At 54.8% G+C, this 18026-nt stretch carries 12 protein-coding genes; 2 read left to right on the top strand and 10 right to left on the bottom strand.

From position 1 onward, the window contains the following. Nucleotides 1–32 precede the first annotated feature (32 nt). The 10 genes from msub_RS21570 to urtA all read right to left on the bottom strand — a co-directional run bounded on the left by msub_RS21570 (nucleotide 33) and on the right by urtA (nucleotide 11875). On the bottom strand, nucleotides 33–191 hold the full coding sequence (locus msub_RS21570; RefSeq protein ID WP_156182750.1) for a hypothetical protein: 159 nt from the start codon (nucleotides 189–191) through the stop codon (nucleotides 33–35). Nucleotides 192–744: 553 nt separating this feature from the next. After that, the gene (locus msub_RS11035; RefSeq protein ID WP_048496060.1) at nucleotides 745–3339 is read right to left on the bottom strand and encodes a DEAD/DEAH box helicase; all 2595 of its coding nucleotides are present in this window, start codon (nucleotides 3337–3339) and stop codon (nucleotides 745–747) included. Between the two features lie 5 nt (nucleotides 3340–3344). Then, nucleotides 3345–4292 carry a Hachiman antiphage defense system protein HamA gene (locus msub_RS11040; protein WP_048496061.1) on the bottom strand — a complete coding sequence of 316 codons (948 nt, stop codon included), beginning with the start codon at nucleotides 4290–4292 and terminating at the stop codon, nucleotides 3345–3347. A 126-nt stretch (nucleotides 4293–4418) separates the two neighbouring features. Beyond that, on the bottom strand, nucleotides 4419–5111 hold the full coding sequence (locus msub_RS11045; protein WP_048496062.1) for a DarT1-associated NADAR antitoxin family protein: 693 nt from the start codon (nucleotides 5109–5111) through the stop codon (nucleotides 4419–4421). Next, entirely contained in the window at nucleotides 5111–5743 is a 633-nt protein-coding gene (locus msub_RS21115; RefSeq protein ID WP_197083819.1) for a DarT ssDNA thymidine ADP-ribosyltransferase family protein, read from the bottom strand. Before msub_RS21115 ends, msub_RS11045 begins: the two co-directional genes overlap by 1 nt. Nucleotides 5744–6223: 480 nt before the next feature. Continuing rightward, nucleotides 6224–6922 carry an urea ABC transporter ATP-binding subunit UrtE gene (urtE, locus tag msub_RS11050; RefSeq protein ID WP_048496063.1) on the bottom strand — a complete coding sequence of 233 codons (699 nt, stop codon included), beginning with the start codon at nucleotides 6920–6922 and terminating at the stop codon, nucleotides 6224–6226. Then, complete coding sequence (gene urtD, locus msub_RS11055) at nucleotides 6922–7746, bottom strand: urea ABC transporter ATP-binding protein UrtD (RefSeq protein WP_048496064.1); 825 nt, start codon at nucleotides 7744–7746, stop codon at nucleotides 6922–6924. The genes urtE and urtD overlap by 1 nt, the downstream gene beginning before the upstream one ends. Continuing rightward, nucleotides 7743–8882 carry an urea ABC transporter permease subunit UrtC gene (urtC, locus tag msub_RS11060; RefSeq protein ID WP_048496065.1) on the bottom strand — a complete coding sequence of 380 codons (1140 nt, stop codon included), beginning with the start codon at nucleotides 8880–8882 and terminating at the stop codon, nucleotides 7743–7745. Before urtC ends, urtD begins: the two co-directional genes overlap by 4 nt. A gap of 3 nt (nucleotides 8883–8885) precedes the next feature. Next, complete coding sequence (gene urtB / locus msub_RS11065) at nucleotides 8886–10490, bottom strand: urea ABC transporter permease subunit UrtB (RefSeq protein WP_048496066.1); 1605 nt, start codon at nucleotides 10488–10490, stop codon at nucleotides 8886–8888. Between the two features lie 86 nt (nucleotides 10491–10576). Then, entirely contained in the window at nucleotides 10577–11875 is a 1299-nt protein-coding gene (gene urtA, locus msub_RS11070; protein WP_048496067.1) for an urea ABC transporter substrate-binding protein, read from the bottom strand. Between the two features lie 359 nt (nucleotides 11876–12234). Between urtA and atzF the strand changes: the two genes are divergently transcribed. Next, entirely contained in the window at nucleotides 12235–14082 is a 1848-nt protein-coding gene (gene atzF, locus msub_RS11075) for an allophanate hydrolase (protein WP_048496068.1), read from the top strand. A gap of 152 nt (nucleotides 14083–14234) precedes the next feature. Continuing rightward, entirely contained in the window at nucleotides 14235–17867 is a 3633-nt protein-coding gene (uca, locus tag msub_RS11080) for an urea carboxylase (protein WP_048496069.1), read from the top strand. Nucleotides 17868–18026: the final 159 nt, after the last annotated feature.

The raw sequence follows: 18026 nt of genomic DNA on the forward strand, positions 1-18026 counted from the left end.
GACTCCAGGTCCACATCTGTTGTTTTCAGACGTCAGGTTACAGTCCCGGGGTACCGGATGTTCAGGTTTTTATCAGGGTAGACCTCGCTGGCATCCAGCTTGCGGTAATCCGCCCGAACCTCCTCCAGAAAAAGTTGAATAAAATTACCGCGAAAGGGCAGGCCCCAGTAATAGAGTTCGTAGTCCTGCATTGTGACTCCCCCACTCTGACAGTTGAGAAGATAACTGTTGTCTGGAAGTGTAGCGCACAGGAAAAGACCCGATCCGAAAGCCAGTTCTATTCAACTCAATACCGCTGGTTTAGCAACCTGATTTCAAAAGCCGCCAATGTTAGGGAAAACCGGGGCTGAAAATAGATCTGTCCCGGTTTTCTGGAGTCATAATCCTAGCAAAACCGGGACGGCTCTAATTTTCCAAGCTCATCCATGAATGTTACTGCCGGTCCGGAGGAATAAATCTGTCCTGGTTTCGGAGGATACGAGGTGGCCGCCGCAGCGTTCGAACCGTCATGTTCATGGCCATACTCTCTTCCATCCAGTGCAATCCTGTCTTCAAACACTTTTGCGAGCGCCTGAAAACCTGGCGGGAATCCCGAAAGCAGCCTTGATCGCCTGGATGAGAAAGATGATTGTGGTGCTCAATACCACGATCAGAAACCAGGATTCATGGCGGGGTAATATTGCTTAAATTATGGAACTGACACCACAGTCACTTGTTAGATTGAGTAACAGAGTACTTCGCCAACTAGTATCCAGCCTTCATCAAATGCCTTTTAAAGATGTTAGGAAGTTTATCTTTATTGATAGTAGCGAGTGCTTTTTCAGCAGAACCCCCTACCTTCTTGATCTTGCTAGCAATTGAAAGTGCAACAGATCTGTTTATTCCACAGCTCATTAGTTCTAGAACAACAGGGTCGTAGCTGCCCATTTCAAGCATAGAATGCAAATTTAGGATGTAGGCATTCTCTTCAATTTCTTCTTCGCTCAAGAAGTACGAAACCATATCAGACCAGAGCATAAGGTACTTAACAGAAATAAACGTTAAGTTAGTGCTGATGTGACTAGTAACTCTCCTCGCTGCCTTATCGACTTCTGCCTCATCATTAATGTTTTCTCCGATAAGATCGAGGATGAAGAATTTATGTTTTTTTCCAGCCATCCAACGATGGGCATCTCTTACAAGCCTTCCTATATTAACGTAATTGTCTTTCGCATAACCATTGTTATTGAGTTCATATTCTATATTGAAAATTTCATTGAGCCTGTCGAAAACACTCCATAGCTGAAAGTAATAACTTTTTTCCTGGAACGTTACGTAATCCAAATCACTACCGCCTTTGGTCATGGGCTTCTTGCTAATCAGCCAATTTCCAATACCTTCGGATTGAATCGCTTCGAAAAGCTTATTTTGCAAAATAGGATCAATAAACGGATTTTTTGCTATAAGTTCCTGAGGCATAGTAATACATTTGTACATAGCCTCTAACTTTTTAGAAAAATCTTCAGCGCTTTCTATCGAAATCCCTGAGCTTGATAGAATCCTATCGAAGTGATTTCTATCAGTTCTAAAGATCGACCTTAAATATGATAGATTGCTGTAAATATCTTTATCATCTGTCATATCACGTATCTGATCTTCTGACATATCAGCAATTTCTGATAGGTGATCTTCATTCTTCTGAAGGAAAAGGTTCGAAGATGTATCAACAGTTTTGTTTACCTCAGCTTCAAGTTTCTTGCTTCCCCATTCATCATCAACAACATCAATACAGTAGATTTCACCGTAAAGCTTTGTATTGGCTCTGCCTGCGCGACCAAGAAGATTAAGAAAATCAAAGGCCGGCATATCGTGAGAATTCACTTTAGGGCTTATGACAATGAGTCTGTCCGCTGGCAAGTTCACACCCTGTAGCAAGGTGGATGTGCAAACAATATTCTTGATAATAGACTCCGAATAGAGCTCCTCTACCTCTTGCCTTGCAATATCTGGAAGCCCTGCATGGTGATAAGCAACTCCGAGCCTGAGAGTTCGTATTAGAGAGTAATCTGGATGCACTTCTTCAGATAAGAAATCGATTAAATCTTTAACTCTAGAATCGGCTGCTTCGATAATTTTTGGGTTCTTTAAGGCGATAATAGGAGCAATTTTGTTCGCCCATTTCTCTGCAAGATTTTTCTTCGGAGCATAATAAATATTATGGTCCTCAGGAGAAAAAATATCCGCAATAACCTCTAGCGCCTCCCCTTTATTTGTTTTAATTTTCGAATACAGGGATTTTTTCAGTTTAATCTCGCCTGATAGAGTTCGTCCAGTTGGGCTCGATATTTTGTATCTAGCAATTTTTTTGATTGGAAAAAAAGTAAGCGCTGATCGGACTTGAAACACTGGTGAAGAGAGTGTTTGATGATCAACAATAGAGATATTACAGATTTTCTTAATGCTATCTGAAAGTGAGCTTATGAATGGCCCTGCAACGACAATTTGGGTAGAAGCCCAAATAGAGATCACTCGATATAGGATGTTCTCAAATATAACTCCTCTAGAACCAGCTTCAATATTATGCACTTCATCCATGAACATCAGTTCCGGTGCTGCCACATTTTTATCTTGTAGAAGTTTCAAACATCTCTCTGGAGTTAGCACATAGATAGTAGCTAGATCATCTTTCTGATTTTCTATGTAGGTCGTATATACATGCGCTTTTTCGTGGAGCTGGCTCTTTAGTACATTGCTCACTTGGTTTATCAGTGCTTTAGTGGGTACTATGAAAACTATATTCTTTGCGCCACTTTCTACTAGCTCCAGAATATATTTTTTTATGATGAAAGATTTACCCGCAGATGTTGGGGCCGAGATAGCTATGTTCTCTCCGGAGTTAAGGGACTCCCAGAGTTTTTTCTGAAACTCAGTGAAAAAAATCTTTGTCTCATCTGAGAATTCATGCTCTAGCAGTGCCCTGTGAGCCGCCAGCTCGAAGTTTAGTAACGTTCCATATTCGCTAAGAGTGTTATCTTTGTGGAAGAGTTTGGGTATATGGCTGCTGGTTATCAGATTTCCAGTTCTTGATTGGAGGATATAGCATGCACGCTTGTATATTTCATTTTCTCTATCGGTCAGATGAAGTAGCGCTCCAAACGCATTTGCCATATTGCGCTCTTTGTCATCGTCACTAAGAGCAGCTATCGAAGCAAGCCAGGTAGCTTTTTTGATCTCTTCATTATCAAGATCAACCTGTACATTATCTGTTACTTTGTCCTCTAGAAATAGCTTTTCCAATAGCTTGTCAAAAACTCGAACAAAGTCTTCATGATTTGCTGCCTGAGAATATATCTGCGTCATATCATTTATTTTTCATTTGATACATAGTCTACGCCGTGAATTTCTCTATAGAGCGCGTTTTTGAACTTAGATACATTAGTCAAAGGCACAATAAATACATCGATGTATATCTTCCTTAACTCTGGGTATTTATTTAACTTGTCATCTAGAAGATTTTGTATTTCTTTTGATCTGCTAGTAAGCCATTCGCTGAACATCTTCTCTGCTTCGTCTTTATTTTTGGCCTTCTCTTCAATCGTACTAATTTTACTTGATTCGAAAACCAGAAGAACGGGGTGCGCCTTGACGCAACCTTTGTACTGTTCAGTGCCCGGGGTGAACGCTTTATAAAGATTCTCGGCATCATCTAATGATGAAAAATTCTCCGAAATATTTGATCGAGCAATGAACATCTCATGCCCTAGTTGACCGGAACTATAGTTGTCGTAAAATCTATCCAGTGACTCTAGTGCGTCTTCCATGGCCCCCGCAGCTCCCTGGTGAATCTTGGACTCCCCTATTAAAATAGCTAATTCATCTTTATAGTCACCAAAAAAAATACCATCACCGCCTTTGACTTGATCGTTCGTATTTGTAATAAGAGATAGTTTGTGGCTCACAAGAGGTGTGTGGAGAAATTTTTCTGTTAGAAGATACAAGAGAAGTTCTCCGTACTTACCATCCATATCTGGATTTGTCTTTCCGAAGAATCTCATCGCCTTTTGGAATGGAACTTTTCCTTCTTTGTGGAAGCTCGCTAGCTGCTTCTTATCAAAAACATAGTGTTCGATTGATTCAGCCAGTGACTCGGTTAGAGAAAGCATCTCTTGCTGAGTGCCTGAAAAGTCCAGTGAGAAGAATCGACAAACGGTTTTCTTGTCCTCAAGAACGGAGTGTACTTTGAAATGATCTTCAATCCATGAATGCTTGCCAGCTACTAGGCTTGGCCAATTAATCGCCTTTAATTTTTCCATATTGATCACTTTTATATTTATTACTTCCGCCTCATTAGCAGGACAACCTAACACTTTGCTCACCGGAAAATTAATATGAACCTGCGTAGCGGCAGAAAATCCGACAACATGCGTTTGTTAGGCAACTTATACAAGGCTATCTTGAACCCCTATATTTCTTCGCTGATTATCATAATGCTCTTTAGTGAATCTCAGAAAAGACTCAGGCGATTCCAATGCACCCTCTAGTAATTCAAGATTAAAAAGGCTTAGGTACAAGGCAACTGCGTGAGCTTGGCAGTTTATTGATTTTTTTGGATTAAACTCAATGTCTGTAAAACACTGATAACTTTTAACCTCATCTGATAAAGAAACATTCCGGTGAAGGGCATTTATATAAATCCAGTCATAAAAGTATGTGCGAGGAATCAACGGAAATTTCTTACCAAAAAACTCAAACCCAACTAAATTTCCAGACTCTTTAAGCCGGATGTCTTTTTTCGCAGCGCGTGAATCTAGGCCAAAGAGATCTTTGTATGGCCCTCCTCGTTCAAACACTTTACTCCCCTGGAAAGCGGTTTCGACGGTGAACTCCTTTCCATATTTTCTAGTCTTTATTTTCAAGTTAAAGGCACTTAAATTAACACCCAGTTCAATTTCGGACTTACTTGATATTTCGAGCACTCTCTTGTAGCCCAATTTATGAACTACAGAATGCAGAGCTTCAATTGACCTTTTCTTCTGTGATGCGGATAGACCGGGAAACCACTGAAAATCAATTAGCTTTTCAGTGACTCCTACAAACTCTTCGTTTGGAATAAAAAGGGGTCGAACAGCCATTATTGATACTTCCGCTTGTAAGATCTTGCAGCATAGTATCCTTTATTTTCGGCATGAATTTGTGCCTGCATATCGCCCAACAGCTCTGAATAATTTTTCTTGGCTTGACGGCTAGGAAACACTACACCTATAAAATCTGACAAATCGATAGAATCAATTACTAAAACTTCTGCCTGTACATCTGTCGGATCATAGATCTTCAAACACTGATCAGATCTTGATTCATGTCCAGGAATTTCATCATACATACCCTTTAAAGCAGATATTCCGGCTAGATCACTAATCGGTATTCCACTTATTCTGGCATCTGCGGCGTTGTGTTTACAGAACAGGCAGTCCTGACTCCATAGGACTCTAGGGTGGATGCCTATTACACACCAATCTCCCCCTTTTTCCCTTCTGTATTTATAAAACATCTGGCTGTTTGGATGGGCGATAGATAACGAGATCGTATTCGTGTGATTATCCAATCTTAGCTCATCATTAATCCCTGGCGGGTTTGCTAAGCCCGCAATCCGATCACGTGATAGCAACCCATCCGTCAATATGCTTTCCAAATTTGAGAGCTGCGTAAAATGCAGTAAACAAGGCAACTTTAGCTCTTTTACATAACTTTCTATTTCAACCGACATAAAGATCCCTAGTCGATATTCTATCTGCATAACAGTGATTGGGCTGAGCGCTTCGTTTCCGCATAAAGTTGACGTCCACAAACCACCTACACGACACTTATCGAAATGTGATTTTTATCTATTTAATCAGTGCTTTAAATAAATACCACCATAACCTTCCTCGTAATCATATGACGACTTCATGATCGAAATAACGAAGCTGTCAAAATTCTCCAATCGCGAAGGCCAAGCACAGCTTTTGACGGGAATCGAAACACGAAAAGGCAAGAAAAAGGCCCAAACAGCTTAGACAGGCTCATCGGTCGTCATCCCTAACTATCGGTGTGTGCGTAGCGTATAGGTACCTACCTTAGCCCAACTTGGCACCGAATTCCTGTTGAGGTTACAAAAAAACAAAAACTCTGCGCCAAGCATCGCTCAGCGCAGAGTTCTGAAAGATAAGTCTTTTAGTCTTGTCAGGACAGGAGAGTACCTACGCGGTTACACAGTCAGGTGCTTTTTGATCAACTCATCCGTCAACCCAGCAATCTCATCCTCAGCAACCCTCCTCCCCCGATCCAGAATCGCAAACCGATCCGCATACTTCCGCGCAAACGGCAGCTTCTGCTCAACCAGCAGCACTGTAAGCCCATCCTCTTCGATGAGTCGTCGAATAACCTCCCCAATCTGCGCCACAATATTCGGCTGAATCCCCTCACCCGGCTCATCCAGAATCAGCAACCTGGGCTCGATCACCAGCGCCCGCCCAATGGCCAGCTGCTGTTGCTGACCACCCGAGAGGTCACCGCCTCTGCGGTGCCGCATTTCCTTCAGCACCGGGAACAGCTCATACACCCGCTCGGGAATTTTCTTGCTGCCGTCCTTGCGTACGGCCAGGCCGGTGCGAAGGTTTTCTTCCACGGTCAGCAGGGGGAAGATCTGCCTGCCCTGGGGCACGTAGCCGATGCCCAGTCTTGAGCGGTCTTCAATTTTCTTCTTGGTGAGCTCCACGTCGCCGGCGAATTCGATGCTGCCGCTCTTGGTGGTTTCCTCGCCCATGATGCATTTCATCAGGGTGGTTTTGCCCACGCCGTTGCGGCCCATCACGCAGGTGCACTGGCCCTGGGGTACATCCAGGGCCAGATCCCAGAGGGTGTGGCTTTCGCCGTAAAACTGGTTGAGCTTCTGGATCTTCAGCATTACGCCTCCTCCCCCAGGTAAACCTTGATCACTTCCGGGTCGTTGGAGACCTGGTCCATGGTGCCTTCGGCCAGCACGCTGCCCTGGTGCAGCACGGTCACTTGGCGGGCGATGGAGCGCACGAAGCCCATGTCGTGTTCCACCACCACAACCGACTGCTTGCCAGCCAGGCTGGTGAGCAGTTCCGCGGTTCGCTCCATTTCCTGCTCGGTCATGCCGGCTACCGGTTCGTCCACCAGCAGCAGTCGGGGTTTCTGCATCAGCAGCATGCCGATTTCCAGCCACTGTTTCTGGCCGTGGGAGAGAATTCCGGCGAGGCGGTCCCGCAGGTCCTTCAGGCCGATCATTTCCAGCACTTCGTCGATGCGGTCGCGGTATTCGGGTTTCATGATGGCGGTGAGCGTGGGGAATACCCGCTTGTCCGCCGCCATGGCCAGTTCCAGGTTTTCGAACACCGTGAGGGCTTCGAACACCGTGGGTTTCTGGAACTTGCGGCCGATGCCCAGGGAGGCGATGTCCGGCTCGTTCATGGTGAGCAGGTTGTGGCGGCTGCCGAACCACACGGAGCCGGTATCCGGCCGGGTTTTACCGGTGATTATGTCCATCATGGTGGTTTTGCCCGCACCGTTGGGGCCGATGATGCAGCGCAGCTCACCGTCGTCGATGGTGAGGTTGAGGTTGTTGATGGCCTTGAAGCCGTCAAAGCTCACGTTCACGTCTTCCAGGTACAGGATCGGGCCGTGGCGCACATCCACCGGCGATTGCACCTGGGTAAGAAACTCAAATACATGCTCGCGGTCGGCCAGTTCCTGAAAAATGCTCATGCGGTGGCCTCCTGCCCGGTGGGTGTGTCGTCATCGGGTTGGGCTCGGCGGCGTTTCTGCAACAACCCGGCAATGCCCTTGGGCAGGAACACGGTGACCAGCACAAACAGGCCGCCGAGGGCGAACAGCCAGGCGTCCGGCATGATGCCGGTGAACACGGTTTTGGCGTAGTTCACCAGGATGGCACCGATCACCGCGCCATAGAGGGTCGCGCGGCCACCCAGGGCTACCCACACCACGATCTCGATGGAGAACAGCGGCGAGAATTCACTGGGGTTGATGATTCCTACTTGAGGCACGTACAGCGCCCCGGCCACGCCCGCCAGCATGGCGGAGACCACAAACACGAACAGCTGCACCCGCTCCACCCGGTAACCCAGGAAGCGGGTACGGGCCTCAGCATCCCGGCAGGCCACACTCACCCGGCCCAGCTTGCTGGTCACGATGCCCCGGCAGATCACGTAGCCGAAGGCCAGGGCGATTCCGGTGGCGATAAACAGCCCGAGGCGGGTAGCGTCGGTGCGCAGGTTGAAGCCGAGAATGTCCTTGAAGTCGGTGAGGCCGTTGTTGCCGCCAAAGCCCATCTCGTTGCGGAAGAAGGCCAGCATCAACGCAAAAGTCAGCGCCTGAGTGATGATGGAGAGATACACCCCGGTTACCCGCGAGCGGAAGGCCAGGAAGCCGAACACCAGCGCCAGCAGGCCCGGGGCCAGCAGCACCATGAGGAAGGCAAACCAGGCCATGTCGAAGCCGTGCCAGTACCAGGGCAGCGTGTCCCAGTTCAGGAACACCATGAAGTCCGGCAGGATCGGGTCACCGTACACGCCCCGGTCGCCAATCTGGCGCATCAGGTACATGCCCATGGCGTAGCCACCGAGGGCAAAGAAGGCGCCATGGCCCAGGCTGAGGATGCCGAGGTAACCCCACACCAGATCCACAGCCACCGCCAGCAGGGCGTAGCACAGGTATTTGCCCAGCAGGGTGACGGTGTAGGAACTCACGTACAGGGCGCTGTCCTGGGGCACGAACAGGTGCAACGCGCTGACGATGATCAGGGCGGCAAACAGCACGCCCAGGAAGATTTGAGTGGAACGCTCCTGAAACGGCCGGAGCAGCCAGTTCTGTGATACCGCCATAACTCAGCCCTCCGCCGCTCGGCCTTTCTGGGGGAAGAGCCCCTTCGGCCGTTTCTGAATGAACAGGATGATGATCACCAGCACAATGATTTTCGCGAGCACGGCGCCGGCCCAGGGTTCCAGCAGCTGGTTGATGGTTCCGAGGGAGAGGCCCGCCAGCAGGGTGCCCCAGAGGTTGCCCACGCCACCGAACACCACCACCATGAAGGAATCGATGATGTAGTTCTGGCCCAGATTGGGGCCCACGTTGGTGATCTGGGAGAGCGCGACACCGGCCAGGCCGGCCACACCGGAGCCCAGGCCGAAGGTCATGATGTCCACTTTGGTGGCCTTGATGCCCATGGAACGGGCCATGGCACGGTTCTGGGTTACAGCGCGCACTTCCAGGCCCAGGCGGGTCTTGCGCATGATCAGCATGAGGCCGGCGAACACCACCAGGGCGAAGCCGATCACGTACATGCGGTTGAGCGTTAATGAGAGTGCCTCGTTGATCATCACCGAGCCGCTCATCCACTCCGGGGTAATCACGGTGCGGTTCAGCGGTGAAATCACGGTGCGCACCAGTTGCTGCAGGATCAGGCTCACGCCGAAGGTGGCCAGCAGGGTTTCCAGCGGGCGGCCTTTGAGGTGCTGGATCACGGTGCGCTCAATGGCAATGCCCGCCAGCGCCGCCACCAGGAAGCCGGCGGGTATGGAGAGAACCAGCGCCAGGCCGGGCTGGCCCGGCAACAGTTGCTGCATGCCCCAGGTGGTGTAGGCGCCGAGCATGATCAGCTCGCCGTGGGCCATGTTGATCACGCCCATCACGCCAAAGGTGATGGCCAGGCCAATGGCGGCGAGTACCAGCACCGAGCCCAGGGAGAGCCCGAAATACAGGGTCTCGGCGGCGCGATTGAGTTTGAGTTTCTGGTCGATGCGCTCCATGGCGGCTTCAGCGGCGGCGACCAGTTCCGGGTTGTCGCTGCGCATGGCGGTCAGCAGCGCGGCCCGGGCCTGGCTGTTCAGGCTGCCGGAAAGGGTCGCCACGGCGGCCACATCGCCCTGCTCTTCCACCCGGTAGATGGCCAGGGCCTCAATAAGATCGGCCTGTACCGATTCGCTCTGCTCGGCGTCAATCAGTTCCGGCAGGCGCTCGGCCAGGGTGTCGTCCACGCTGCCTTTGAGGGCGCGGGCGGCGGTGAGTCGGTTGTCTTCGTCGGGGCTTTTCAGGTCGATCACCGAGAGGATGCTTTCCAGCTCGGTGCGCAGGGCGTTGTTCACCCGGATGGTGTCCAGGTCCCGGCGGGAGATTTCACCCAGGTTTTCCCGGGTCAGGGCATTTTCCACGGTCCAGTCCCGGCCGCGGTTTTCCAGGATAACGATGAACTGACCACTGGCCTCGATGCGGCCGAGTTTGTTGGCGGCAAAGGATTCCAGCCAGTAGCGGGCGCGTTCATCGCCGCTGTCGGCGATACGGTTGACCACCTGTCGCTTTTCCGCAAAGGAGGCGTCGGCCAGCGTGGTGAGCAGTTGCTGTGCTTCTGAATCCGCCACCTGGGCCGAAGCCACGGCTGGCCAGAGCAGGCAACAGATAAGCAGAAGCTGGCTGAGCGATCGGCTGATGCCCATGGGTGCGTCCTGTCCTTGAGAGTGAATGTGGAGCTGGTTCACGAGGGGGCGGGGAACTGGCCCCGCCCCGCACGCTCACGATGGTGTTACTCGGAAGCCACTTTCGCAGCGCCGCCACAGGTGCCGGCAACCACGTTGAAGTTTCCGCAGAACAGCGGCTTGCGCCAGTCACTGATCAGGTCTTTGGAACCCGGCAGGAAGTCAGACCAGGCATCGCCGGCTACGGTGGACGGGGTTTCCCAGACCACGGAGAACTGGCCGTTGTCCTGGATCTCGCCGATCAGCACCGGCTTGGTGATGTGGTGGTTGGGCATCATGGTGGCGAAGCCGCCGGTGAGGTTGGGCACGCTCACGCCGATGATGGCGTCTTTCACCGCGTCCACGTCGGTGGTGCCGGCTTTCTTCACCGCTTCCACGTACATGTTGAAGCCGATGTAGTGGGCTTCCATCGGGTCGTTGGTAACGGCGTCTTCCTTGCCGGTGTATTCAACCCAGGCGTCGATGAAGTCGTAGTTGGCGTCGCTTTCCACGCTCATGAAATAGTTCCAGGCGGCCAGGTGGCCCACCAGCGGCGCGGTGTCGATACCGGAGAGTTCCTGTTCACCCACGGAGAAGGCCACCACCGGGATGTCGGCAGCGTCGATGCCCTGGTTGGCCAGTTCCCGGTAGAAGGGCACGTTGGCATCGCCATTGATGGTGGAAACCACGGCGGTTTTCTTGCCGGCGCTGCCGAACTGTTTGATGTCGGAGACGATGGACTGCCAGTTGGAGTGACCAAACGGCGTGTAGTTGATCATGATGTCTTCGGCGGCCACGCCCTTATCCTTGAGATAGGTCTCGAGGATCTTGTTGGTGGTGCGCGGGTAGACGTAATCGGTGCCCGCCAGCACCCAGCGCTCCACGCCGATGTTGTTCATCAGGTAGTTAACCGCAGGAATCGCCTGCTGGTTGGGTGCGGCGCCGGTGTAGAAGACGTTTTCCGAGGATTCCTCACCCTCGTACTGTACCGGGTAAAACAGCAGGCCATTCAGCTCTTCCACCACCGGCAGCACGGACTTGCGGGACACCGAGGTCCAGTTGCCGAATATGACGTCCACTTTTTCCTGGGCCAGCAGCTCCCGGGCTTTTTCCGCGAACAGCGGCCAGTTGGACGCGGGGTCCACCACTACCGGCTCCAACTGGCGGCCGAGGATGCCGCCGGCGGCGTTCTGCTTCTCGATTAGCATCAGCATGGTGTCTTTCAGGGTGGACTCACTGATCGCCATGGTGCCGGACAGGGAATGCAGGATGCCCACCTTGATGGGGTCTTCCGCGGCAACGGAATTGAAAGAGATGGAGAGAGCGAGTGCAGAGAGGCCCAGTTTCACGTGTTTTTTGAGGTTCATGTTGCGCGTCCTTTTCTTGAGTCGGGTCTTGGATTGAAGCTTGCAGTTCGTCATGAAACGCACCAGGGCCTCTGCATCTGCTGTTCCACATTCCCTATATATCCCGCCAAAACAGTTAGTTATCTAGTATACAAGCCGGCCGAGCACCATCAGGCACACCATAACCAGCTCCCAAACCCCTGTTTTCCGGTTCAGTTTTGGTGCGCCCGCACCGGCGCTGGGCAGGCGCCAAGGCCAGGCTTTTATCCGATAAAACCCTAACCAACTGTTTTTACTCGCTTATCAAGAAATTTCCGCAAATGGCACAGGCATTGCCATTCCACATGTATACAAGTTGATAACGCACATGAGGACGAGCAATGCCTTCGACACTCGGATGGACCATAAAGGACTGGCAAAGCGCCTATAGAGAAGGTGCAACGCCGGCGGCGCTGCTGGGTGAGCTGCTGACCGGCCTGGATAGCAAAGACGTGGCCTGGATTTCCCTGCTGGATGGCGACGGCCTGGCCAATGCCCTGGCAGAACTGGAACAGACCCTGGAAGCCGCCGGCGGCGACAAGGCCGCGCTGCCGCTCTATGGCGTTCCGTTCGCGGCAAAAGACAATATTGATGCGAAGGGCCTCGAAACCACGGCTGCCTGCCCGGCTTTCGCCTATACCCCGGAAGAAGACGCCACCACCATCGCCCGCCTGAAGGCCGCCGGCGCGGTAGTGATCGGCAAGACCAACCTGGACCAATTTGCCACCGGCCTGGTGGGTACCCGCTCGCCCTACGGCGCGGTGCCCAACAGCTTCAAGCCGGACGTGGTCAGCGGCGGTTCCAGTTCCGGGTCGGCTTCCGTGGTGGCCCGGGGCCTGGTGCCGTTTTCCCTGGGCACCGACACCGCCGGCTCCGGCCGGGTGCCGGCAGGGCTGAATAACCTGGTGGGGCTGAAGCCGACCAAAGGCCAGTTCAGCATTCGGGGTGTGGTGCCGGCCTGTCGCTCCCTGGATTGCGTGTCCATCTTTGCGCTTACCGTCAACGATGCCGGGCTGGTGTCTGAGGTGATGACCGGTTTCGACCCCGGCGATGCCTTCTCCCGCAAGGCACCTTACGCCCTGCCCCTGAACGGCCCCGCCCTTCGCCGACCCGGACCGATCAGACGGCTCGCCATTCCGGAACGTCCGCAGTGGTTCGGTGACCAGCAGGCCGAAGCGGCCTGGAACACCGCCATCAGCCTGTGGCGCGGGCTGGATGTGGAGCTGGTTCCCATGGATTTCAGCCCCATGCTGGAACTGGCGGCGCTGCTCTACGAAGGCCCCTGGGTGGCCGAGCGCCATGCCGCTGTGGAGGCGTTCATGGCCAGCCACGCTGATGCTATGAACCCGGTGGTTAAAGGCATTATCAGCAACGCCGGCAAGTTCAGCGCCACCGACACCTTCAAGGCCCAGTACCGCAAGGAAGAGCTGGAGCGCCAGATCGATGAGCTGCTGGCCGATGTGGACGCCCTGCTGGTACCCACTGCGCCTACCGCACCCACCATTGCAGCGGTCAACGCCGACCCGGTGACCCTCAACAGCCAGCTGGGCACCTACACCAATTTCGTAAACCTGGCGGACATGAGCGCCCTGGCGATCCCCGCCGGCTTCCGGGACGACGGCCTGCCCTTTGGCGTAACCCTGATCAGCGGCGCCTGGAAAGACACCGAACTGCAGCACCTGGCCTGCCAGTGGCTGAACGCCCACCCGACGCCCTTGGGCGCCACCGATAAAGACCGCCCGGAAGAAACCCCGGGCGCGGCCATTTCAACGCCCACGGTTCAGGTGGCGGTGGTGGGCGCTCACCTCAGCGGCATGCCCCTGAACAGCCAGCTCACCGAGCGCTTCTCGGTGCTGCTGGAGCAAACCACCACCTCCGCCAATTACCGGCTCTACGCCCTGCCCAACACCACACCGCCAAAACCCGGCCTGAAACGGGTTGCTGCAGGCCAGGGAGAGGACAAAAAGGGTGAGCAAATCATCGTGGAAGTCTGGGAAATGCCCGCCTCCGCCTTCGGCTCCTTTGTGGATCTGATTCCCGCACCCCTGGGCATCGGCAACGTGGAACTGGCCGATGGCCGCTGGGTAAACGGTTTTATCTGTGAAGGCTACGGCTTCGACGGCGCCCGGGATGTCACCGACTTCGGTGGCTGGCGCGCGTTTATCACCGCTGAAAGTGGGGTCAGATGAAGTTGGGGTCAGATGAAAAGGGGGTCAGATGAAAAGGGGGTCAGATGAAGTTGGGGTCAGATGAACTTTTCATCTGACCCCATTTTAAACATTCGAAAAGGGGTCAGAAGAAAGCGTTCTTCTGACCCCGGGTTCACAGGAGATTCCAGACCATGTTCTCTAAAGTACTGATCGCCAACCGGGGCGAAATCGCGGTCCGCACCATTCGCACCCTCAAGGCCATGGGCGTTGGCAGTGTTGCTGTCTATTCCCACCAGGATCGTCATAGCCTGCATGTAACCCTGGCCGATGAGTCCGTGGCCCTGACCGGTAACGGCGCCAGCGAAACCTATCTGGACAAGGCCCAGATTCTGGCGGCCGCCAGGCACACCGGCGCCGAGGCGATTATTCCGGGGTATGGTTTTCTCTCCGAGAACGCCGATTTCGCCGAAGCCTGCGAGGCCGATGGCATTGCCTTTATCGGCCCCACTCCGGAACAGATGCGCGAGTTCGGCCTGAAGCACCGGGCCCGGGAACTGGCGGAAGCCGCCGGTGTGCCCCTGGCGCCTGGCAGCGGCCTGCTGGACAGCCTGGACGAAGCCCTGCAAACCGCCGACCGGCTGGGCTACCCGGTGATGCTGAAAAGCACCGCCGGCGGTGGCGGCATCGGCCTGACCCGCTGCAACAGCGAACGCGAACTGCGGGACGCCTTTGACACCGTGCGCCGTCAGGGCCAGAGCTTCTTTAACGACAGCGGTGTGTTCCTGGAGCGCTTCATCGCCCGGGCCCGCCATGTGGAAGTGCAGATGTTCGGTGACGGCGCAGGCAATGTGGTGGCCCTGGGCGAACGGGATTGTTCCCTGCAGCGCCGGAACCAGAAAGTGGTGGAGGAAACCCCGGCCCCGAACCTGCCGGCCGCCACCCGCCAGAAGATGCTGGATGCCGCCGTCTCCCTCGGGCAGTCGGTGAATTACCGCTCCGCCGGCACCGTGGAATACATCTACGACGCTGATCGGGACGAATTCTACTTCCTGGAAGTGAATACCCGCTTACAGGTAGAGCACCCGGTCACCGAGTCTGTCACCGGCCTGGACCTGATCGAATGGATGCTGAAGATCGCCGCCGGGGAAAGCCCGGACCTGGCCGGTTTCGAGCCAGAACTGAACGGCGCGTCCATGGAAGTGCGCATCTACGCCGAGGATCCGTTGAAAGACTTCCAGCCCTCCCCCGGCGAACTAACCGACGTGCACTGGCCGGAAGACGATGTGCGGGTGGATACCTGGGTGGAAAACGGCAGCGAAGTGTCCGCCCACTACGACCCCATGATTGCCAAGCTGATCGTGCACGGCAAAGACCGGCACGACGCCCTGGCCAAACTGAAAGCCGCCCTGGCGGAAACCCGGCTGATGGGCATTGCCACCAACCTGGATTACCTGCGCCAGGTGGTGGCCCAGCAGAGTTTTGCCGATGGCATTATCTCCACCCGCGCACTGGAGAGCTTCGAGTTCAAACCCTCGGTAGCGGAAGTGGTCAAACCCGGCACCTACACCACGGTGCAGGACTACCCGGGCCGCGTGGGTTACTGGAACATCGGCGTGCCGCCCAGTGGTCCGATGGACGATTATGCCTTCCGCATTGCTAATCGCATCGTCGGCAACCATCACGAGGCCGCGGGCCTGGAGGCCACGCTGATCGGCCCCAGCCTGAAGTTCCACAAGGATTCCGTCGTCGCCCTGACCGGTGCCCTCACCGAAGCCACACTTGACGACAAGCCGGTGGAATTCTGGAAACCCATCACCGTAAAAGCCGGCCAGGTTCTGGCGGTGGGCAAGGCCATCAAGGGCTGTCGCACTTATCTGGCCGTGCGCGGTGGCTTTGATGTGCCGGTTTATCTTGGCAGCCGCTCCACCTTCGCCCTCGGCCAGTTCGGCGGCCACGGTGGCCGGCCCTTGCGCCCCGGCGACATGCTCGGCATCAGCCAGATCAACCTGCCGGCCTGCACCACCACGGCACCGACACACGATCCCGCCCCGGCGGATCCAGACCTGATTCCGAACTACCCGGATCACTGGGAAATCGGCGTGCTCTATGGCCCCCACGGTGCGCCGGATTTCTTCACCGAAAAGTCCATCGAGAAATTCTTCGAGCAGGACTGGGAAGTGCACTACAACTCCAACCGCCTGGGCATCCGCCTGAACGGTCCCAAACCAGAGTTCACCCGTGCAGACGGCGGCGAAGCGGGCCTGCACCCGTCCAACATCCACGACTGCGAATACGCCATCGGCTCCATCAACTTCACCGGCGACATGCCCGTGATCCTCACCAAGGACGGCCCCAGCCTGGGCGGCTTTGTGTGCCCGGTGACCATCGCCAAGGCGGAGCTGTGGAAAGTCGGCCAGGTAAAACCCGGCGACACCATCCGGTTCGTGGCCATTGATAACGACACGGCCGTGGAACTCTCCGAACGCCAGGAACTGGCCATCAAGAGCCTGATGGCACCGCCGGAAGTGGCTCTGGTGAAACCGGACCTGGCTCCGGTAAACGATCTTTCCGCGACCATCCTCGCCCATCTGGAAGAAACCGACGGCCGCCCGGAGGTCACCTATCGCCAGGCCGGCGACCAGTACATACTGCTGGAATACGGCCCCAACGTGATGGACCTGGGCGTCCGCCTGCGCATCCACGCCCTGATGGAAGCCATCGCCGACGTGCAACCCAACGGCCTGCTGGAACTCTCGCCGGGCGTGCGCTCCCTGCAGTTGCGGTACGATGCCCGCATCCTGCCCCAGGCGGCGTTGATGGAGTATTTACTGGATCTGGAAGCCACCCTGCCGCCCACCGACGAGCTGAAAGTGCGCAGCCGGTTGATTCACCTGCCCATGGCCTTCGAAGACAGCGCCACCCTGGAAGCCGTGGACAAATACCGCCAGTCGGTCCGTGAGACCGCGCCCTGGCTGCCCAACAACGTCGACTTCATGCAACGCATCAACGGCCTGCCCAGCCGCGAGGCCGTCCGCGACATCCTGTTCTCGGCCCGCTATTTGGTGCTGGGCCTGGGCGACGTCTACCTCGGCGCCCCCTGCGCCGTGCCCCTGGACCCAAGGCACCGGATGCTCACCTCCAAATACAACCCGGCCCGCACCTACACGGCCGAGGGCACCGTGGGCATCGGCGGCGTGTACATGTGCATCTACGGCATGGACTCCCCCGGCGGCTACCAGCTTGTCGGTCGCACCCTGCCGATCTGGAACAAGTACCTGAAGAACCCCCAGTTCGCTGAAGGCGCCCCGTGGCTGCTACGGTTCTTCGACCAGGTGAGCTACTACCCGGTGACCGAAGCCGAACTGGACGAAATGCGCGACCAGTTCCGCGCCGGCCAGCTGACCGTAAAAATCGAGGAAGAAACCTTCGACCTGAAATCCCACCAGGCCTTCCTGGACGCCAACGCCGACTCCATCGCCGAGTTCCGCGAACTGCAGCAGGCGGCCTATGCCAAGGAAGTGGCCCTGTGGAAAGACAGCGAAGCGGCGGAACTGGATAAACTGGCCAAGGCGCCACCGAAAGCGGATGTCTCCGACCTGGCGAAATTCGGGGAGCTGGTGAGTGCGGAGATTGCCGGTAACATCTGGAAGTGCCTGGTGAAGCCGGGTGATACCGTGGCCGAGGGTGATCCGCTGGTGATCGTGGAGGCTATGAAAATGGAGTTCGAGATAAACGCGACCCAGGCCGGGGAGATCAGTGCCATGCATGTGGAGCCCGGCAAGGCCGTTACTCCCGGGGAGCCTTTGTTGAGTATCAAGATTTAGGCCTGGGAGTTTGGCCTCCTCTGGCCGCTTGCTCGGGTGTTTAGCCGATGGGGGCAGGCCTGTCACAGACACGCCGTGAACCCATCCATGGGGGCTTGAGCGCAGCATCCCTGCTGCGCACAGTCTGTGACAGGCCTGCCCCCATCGGCTTCCAGACAT

The organism is Marinobacter subterrani, from assembly GCF_001045555.1.
GTDB classification, from domain to species: domain Bacteria; phylum Pseudomonadota; class Gammaproteobacteria; order Pseudomonadales; family Oleiphilaceae; genus Marinobacter; species Marinobacter subterrani.

What these genes read in the sequence shown, in the direction of transcription:
- atzF (WP_048496068.1), top strand. Translation starts at nt 12,235, where the DNA reads ATGCCTTCGACACTCGGATGGACCATAAAGGACTGGCAAAGCGCCTAT.
- msub_RS11045 (WP_048496062.1), bottom strand. Translation starts at nt 5,111, where the DNA reads ATGGCTGTTCGACCCCTTTTTATTCCAAACGAAGAGTTTGTAGGAGTC.
- msub_RS21115 (WP_197083819.1), bottom strand. Translation starts at nt 5,743, where the DNA reads ATGTCGGTTGAAATAGAAAGTTATGTAAAAGAGCTAAAGTTGCCTTGT.
- urtD (WP_048496064.1), bottom strand. Translation starts at nt 7,746, where the DNA reads ATGAGCATTTTTCAGGAACTGGCCGACCGCGAGCATGTATTTGAGTTT.
- msub_RS21570 (WP_156182750.1), bottom strand. Translation starts at nt 191, where the DNA reads ATGCAGGACTACGAACTCTATTACTGGGGCCTGCCCTTTCGCGGTAAT.
- urtB (WP_048496066.1), bottom strand. Translation starts at nt 10,490, where the DNA reads ATGGGCATCAGCCGATCGCTCAGCCAGCTTCTGCTTATCTGTTGCCTG.
- msub_RS11040 (WP_048496061.1), bottom strand. Translation starts at nt 4,292, where the DNA reads ATGGAAAAATTAAAGGCGATTAATTGGCCAAGCCTAGTAGCTGGCAAG.
- urtE (WP_048496063.1), bottom strand. Translation starts at nt 6,922, where the DNA reads ATGCTGAAGATCCAGAAGCTCAACCAGTTTTACGGCGAAAGCCACACC.
- urtA (WP_048496067.1), bottom strand. Translation starts at nt 11,875, where the DNA reads ATGAACCTCAAAAAACACGTGAAACTGGGCCTCTCTGCACTCGCTCTC.
- msub_RS11035 (WP_048496060.1), bottom strand. Translation starts at nt 3,339, where the DNA reads ATGACGCAGATATATTCTCAGGCAGCAAATCATGAAGACTTTGTTCGA.
- uca (WP_048496069.1), top strand. Translation starts at nt 14,235, where the DNA reads ATGTTCTCTAAAGTACTGATCGCCAACCGGGGCGAAATCGCGGTCCGC.
- urtC (WP_048496065.1), bottom strand. Translation starts at nt 8,882, where the DNA reads ATGGCGGTATCACAGAACTGGCTGCTCCGGCCGTTTCAGGAGCGTTCC.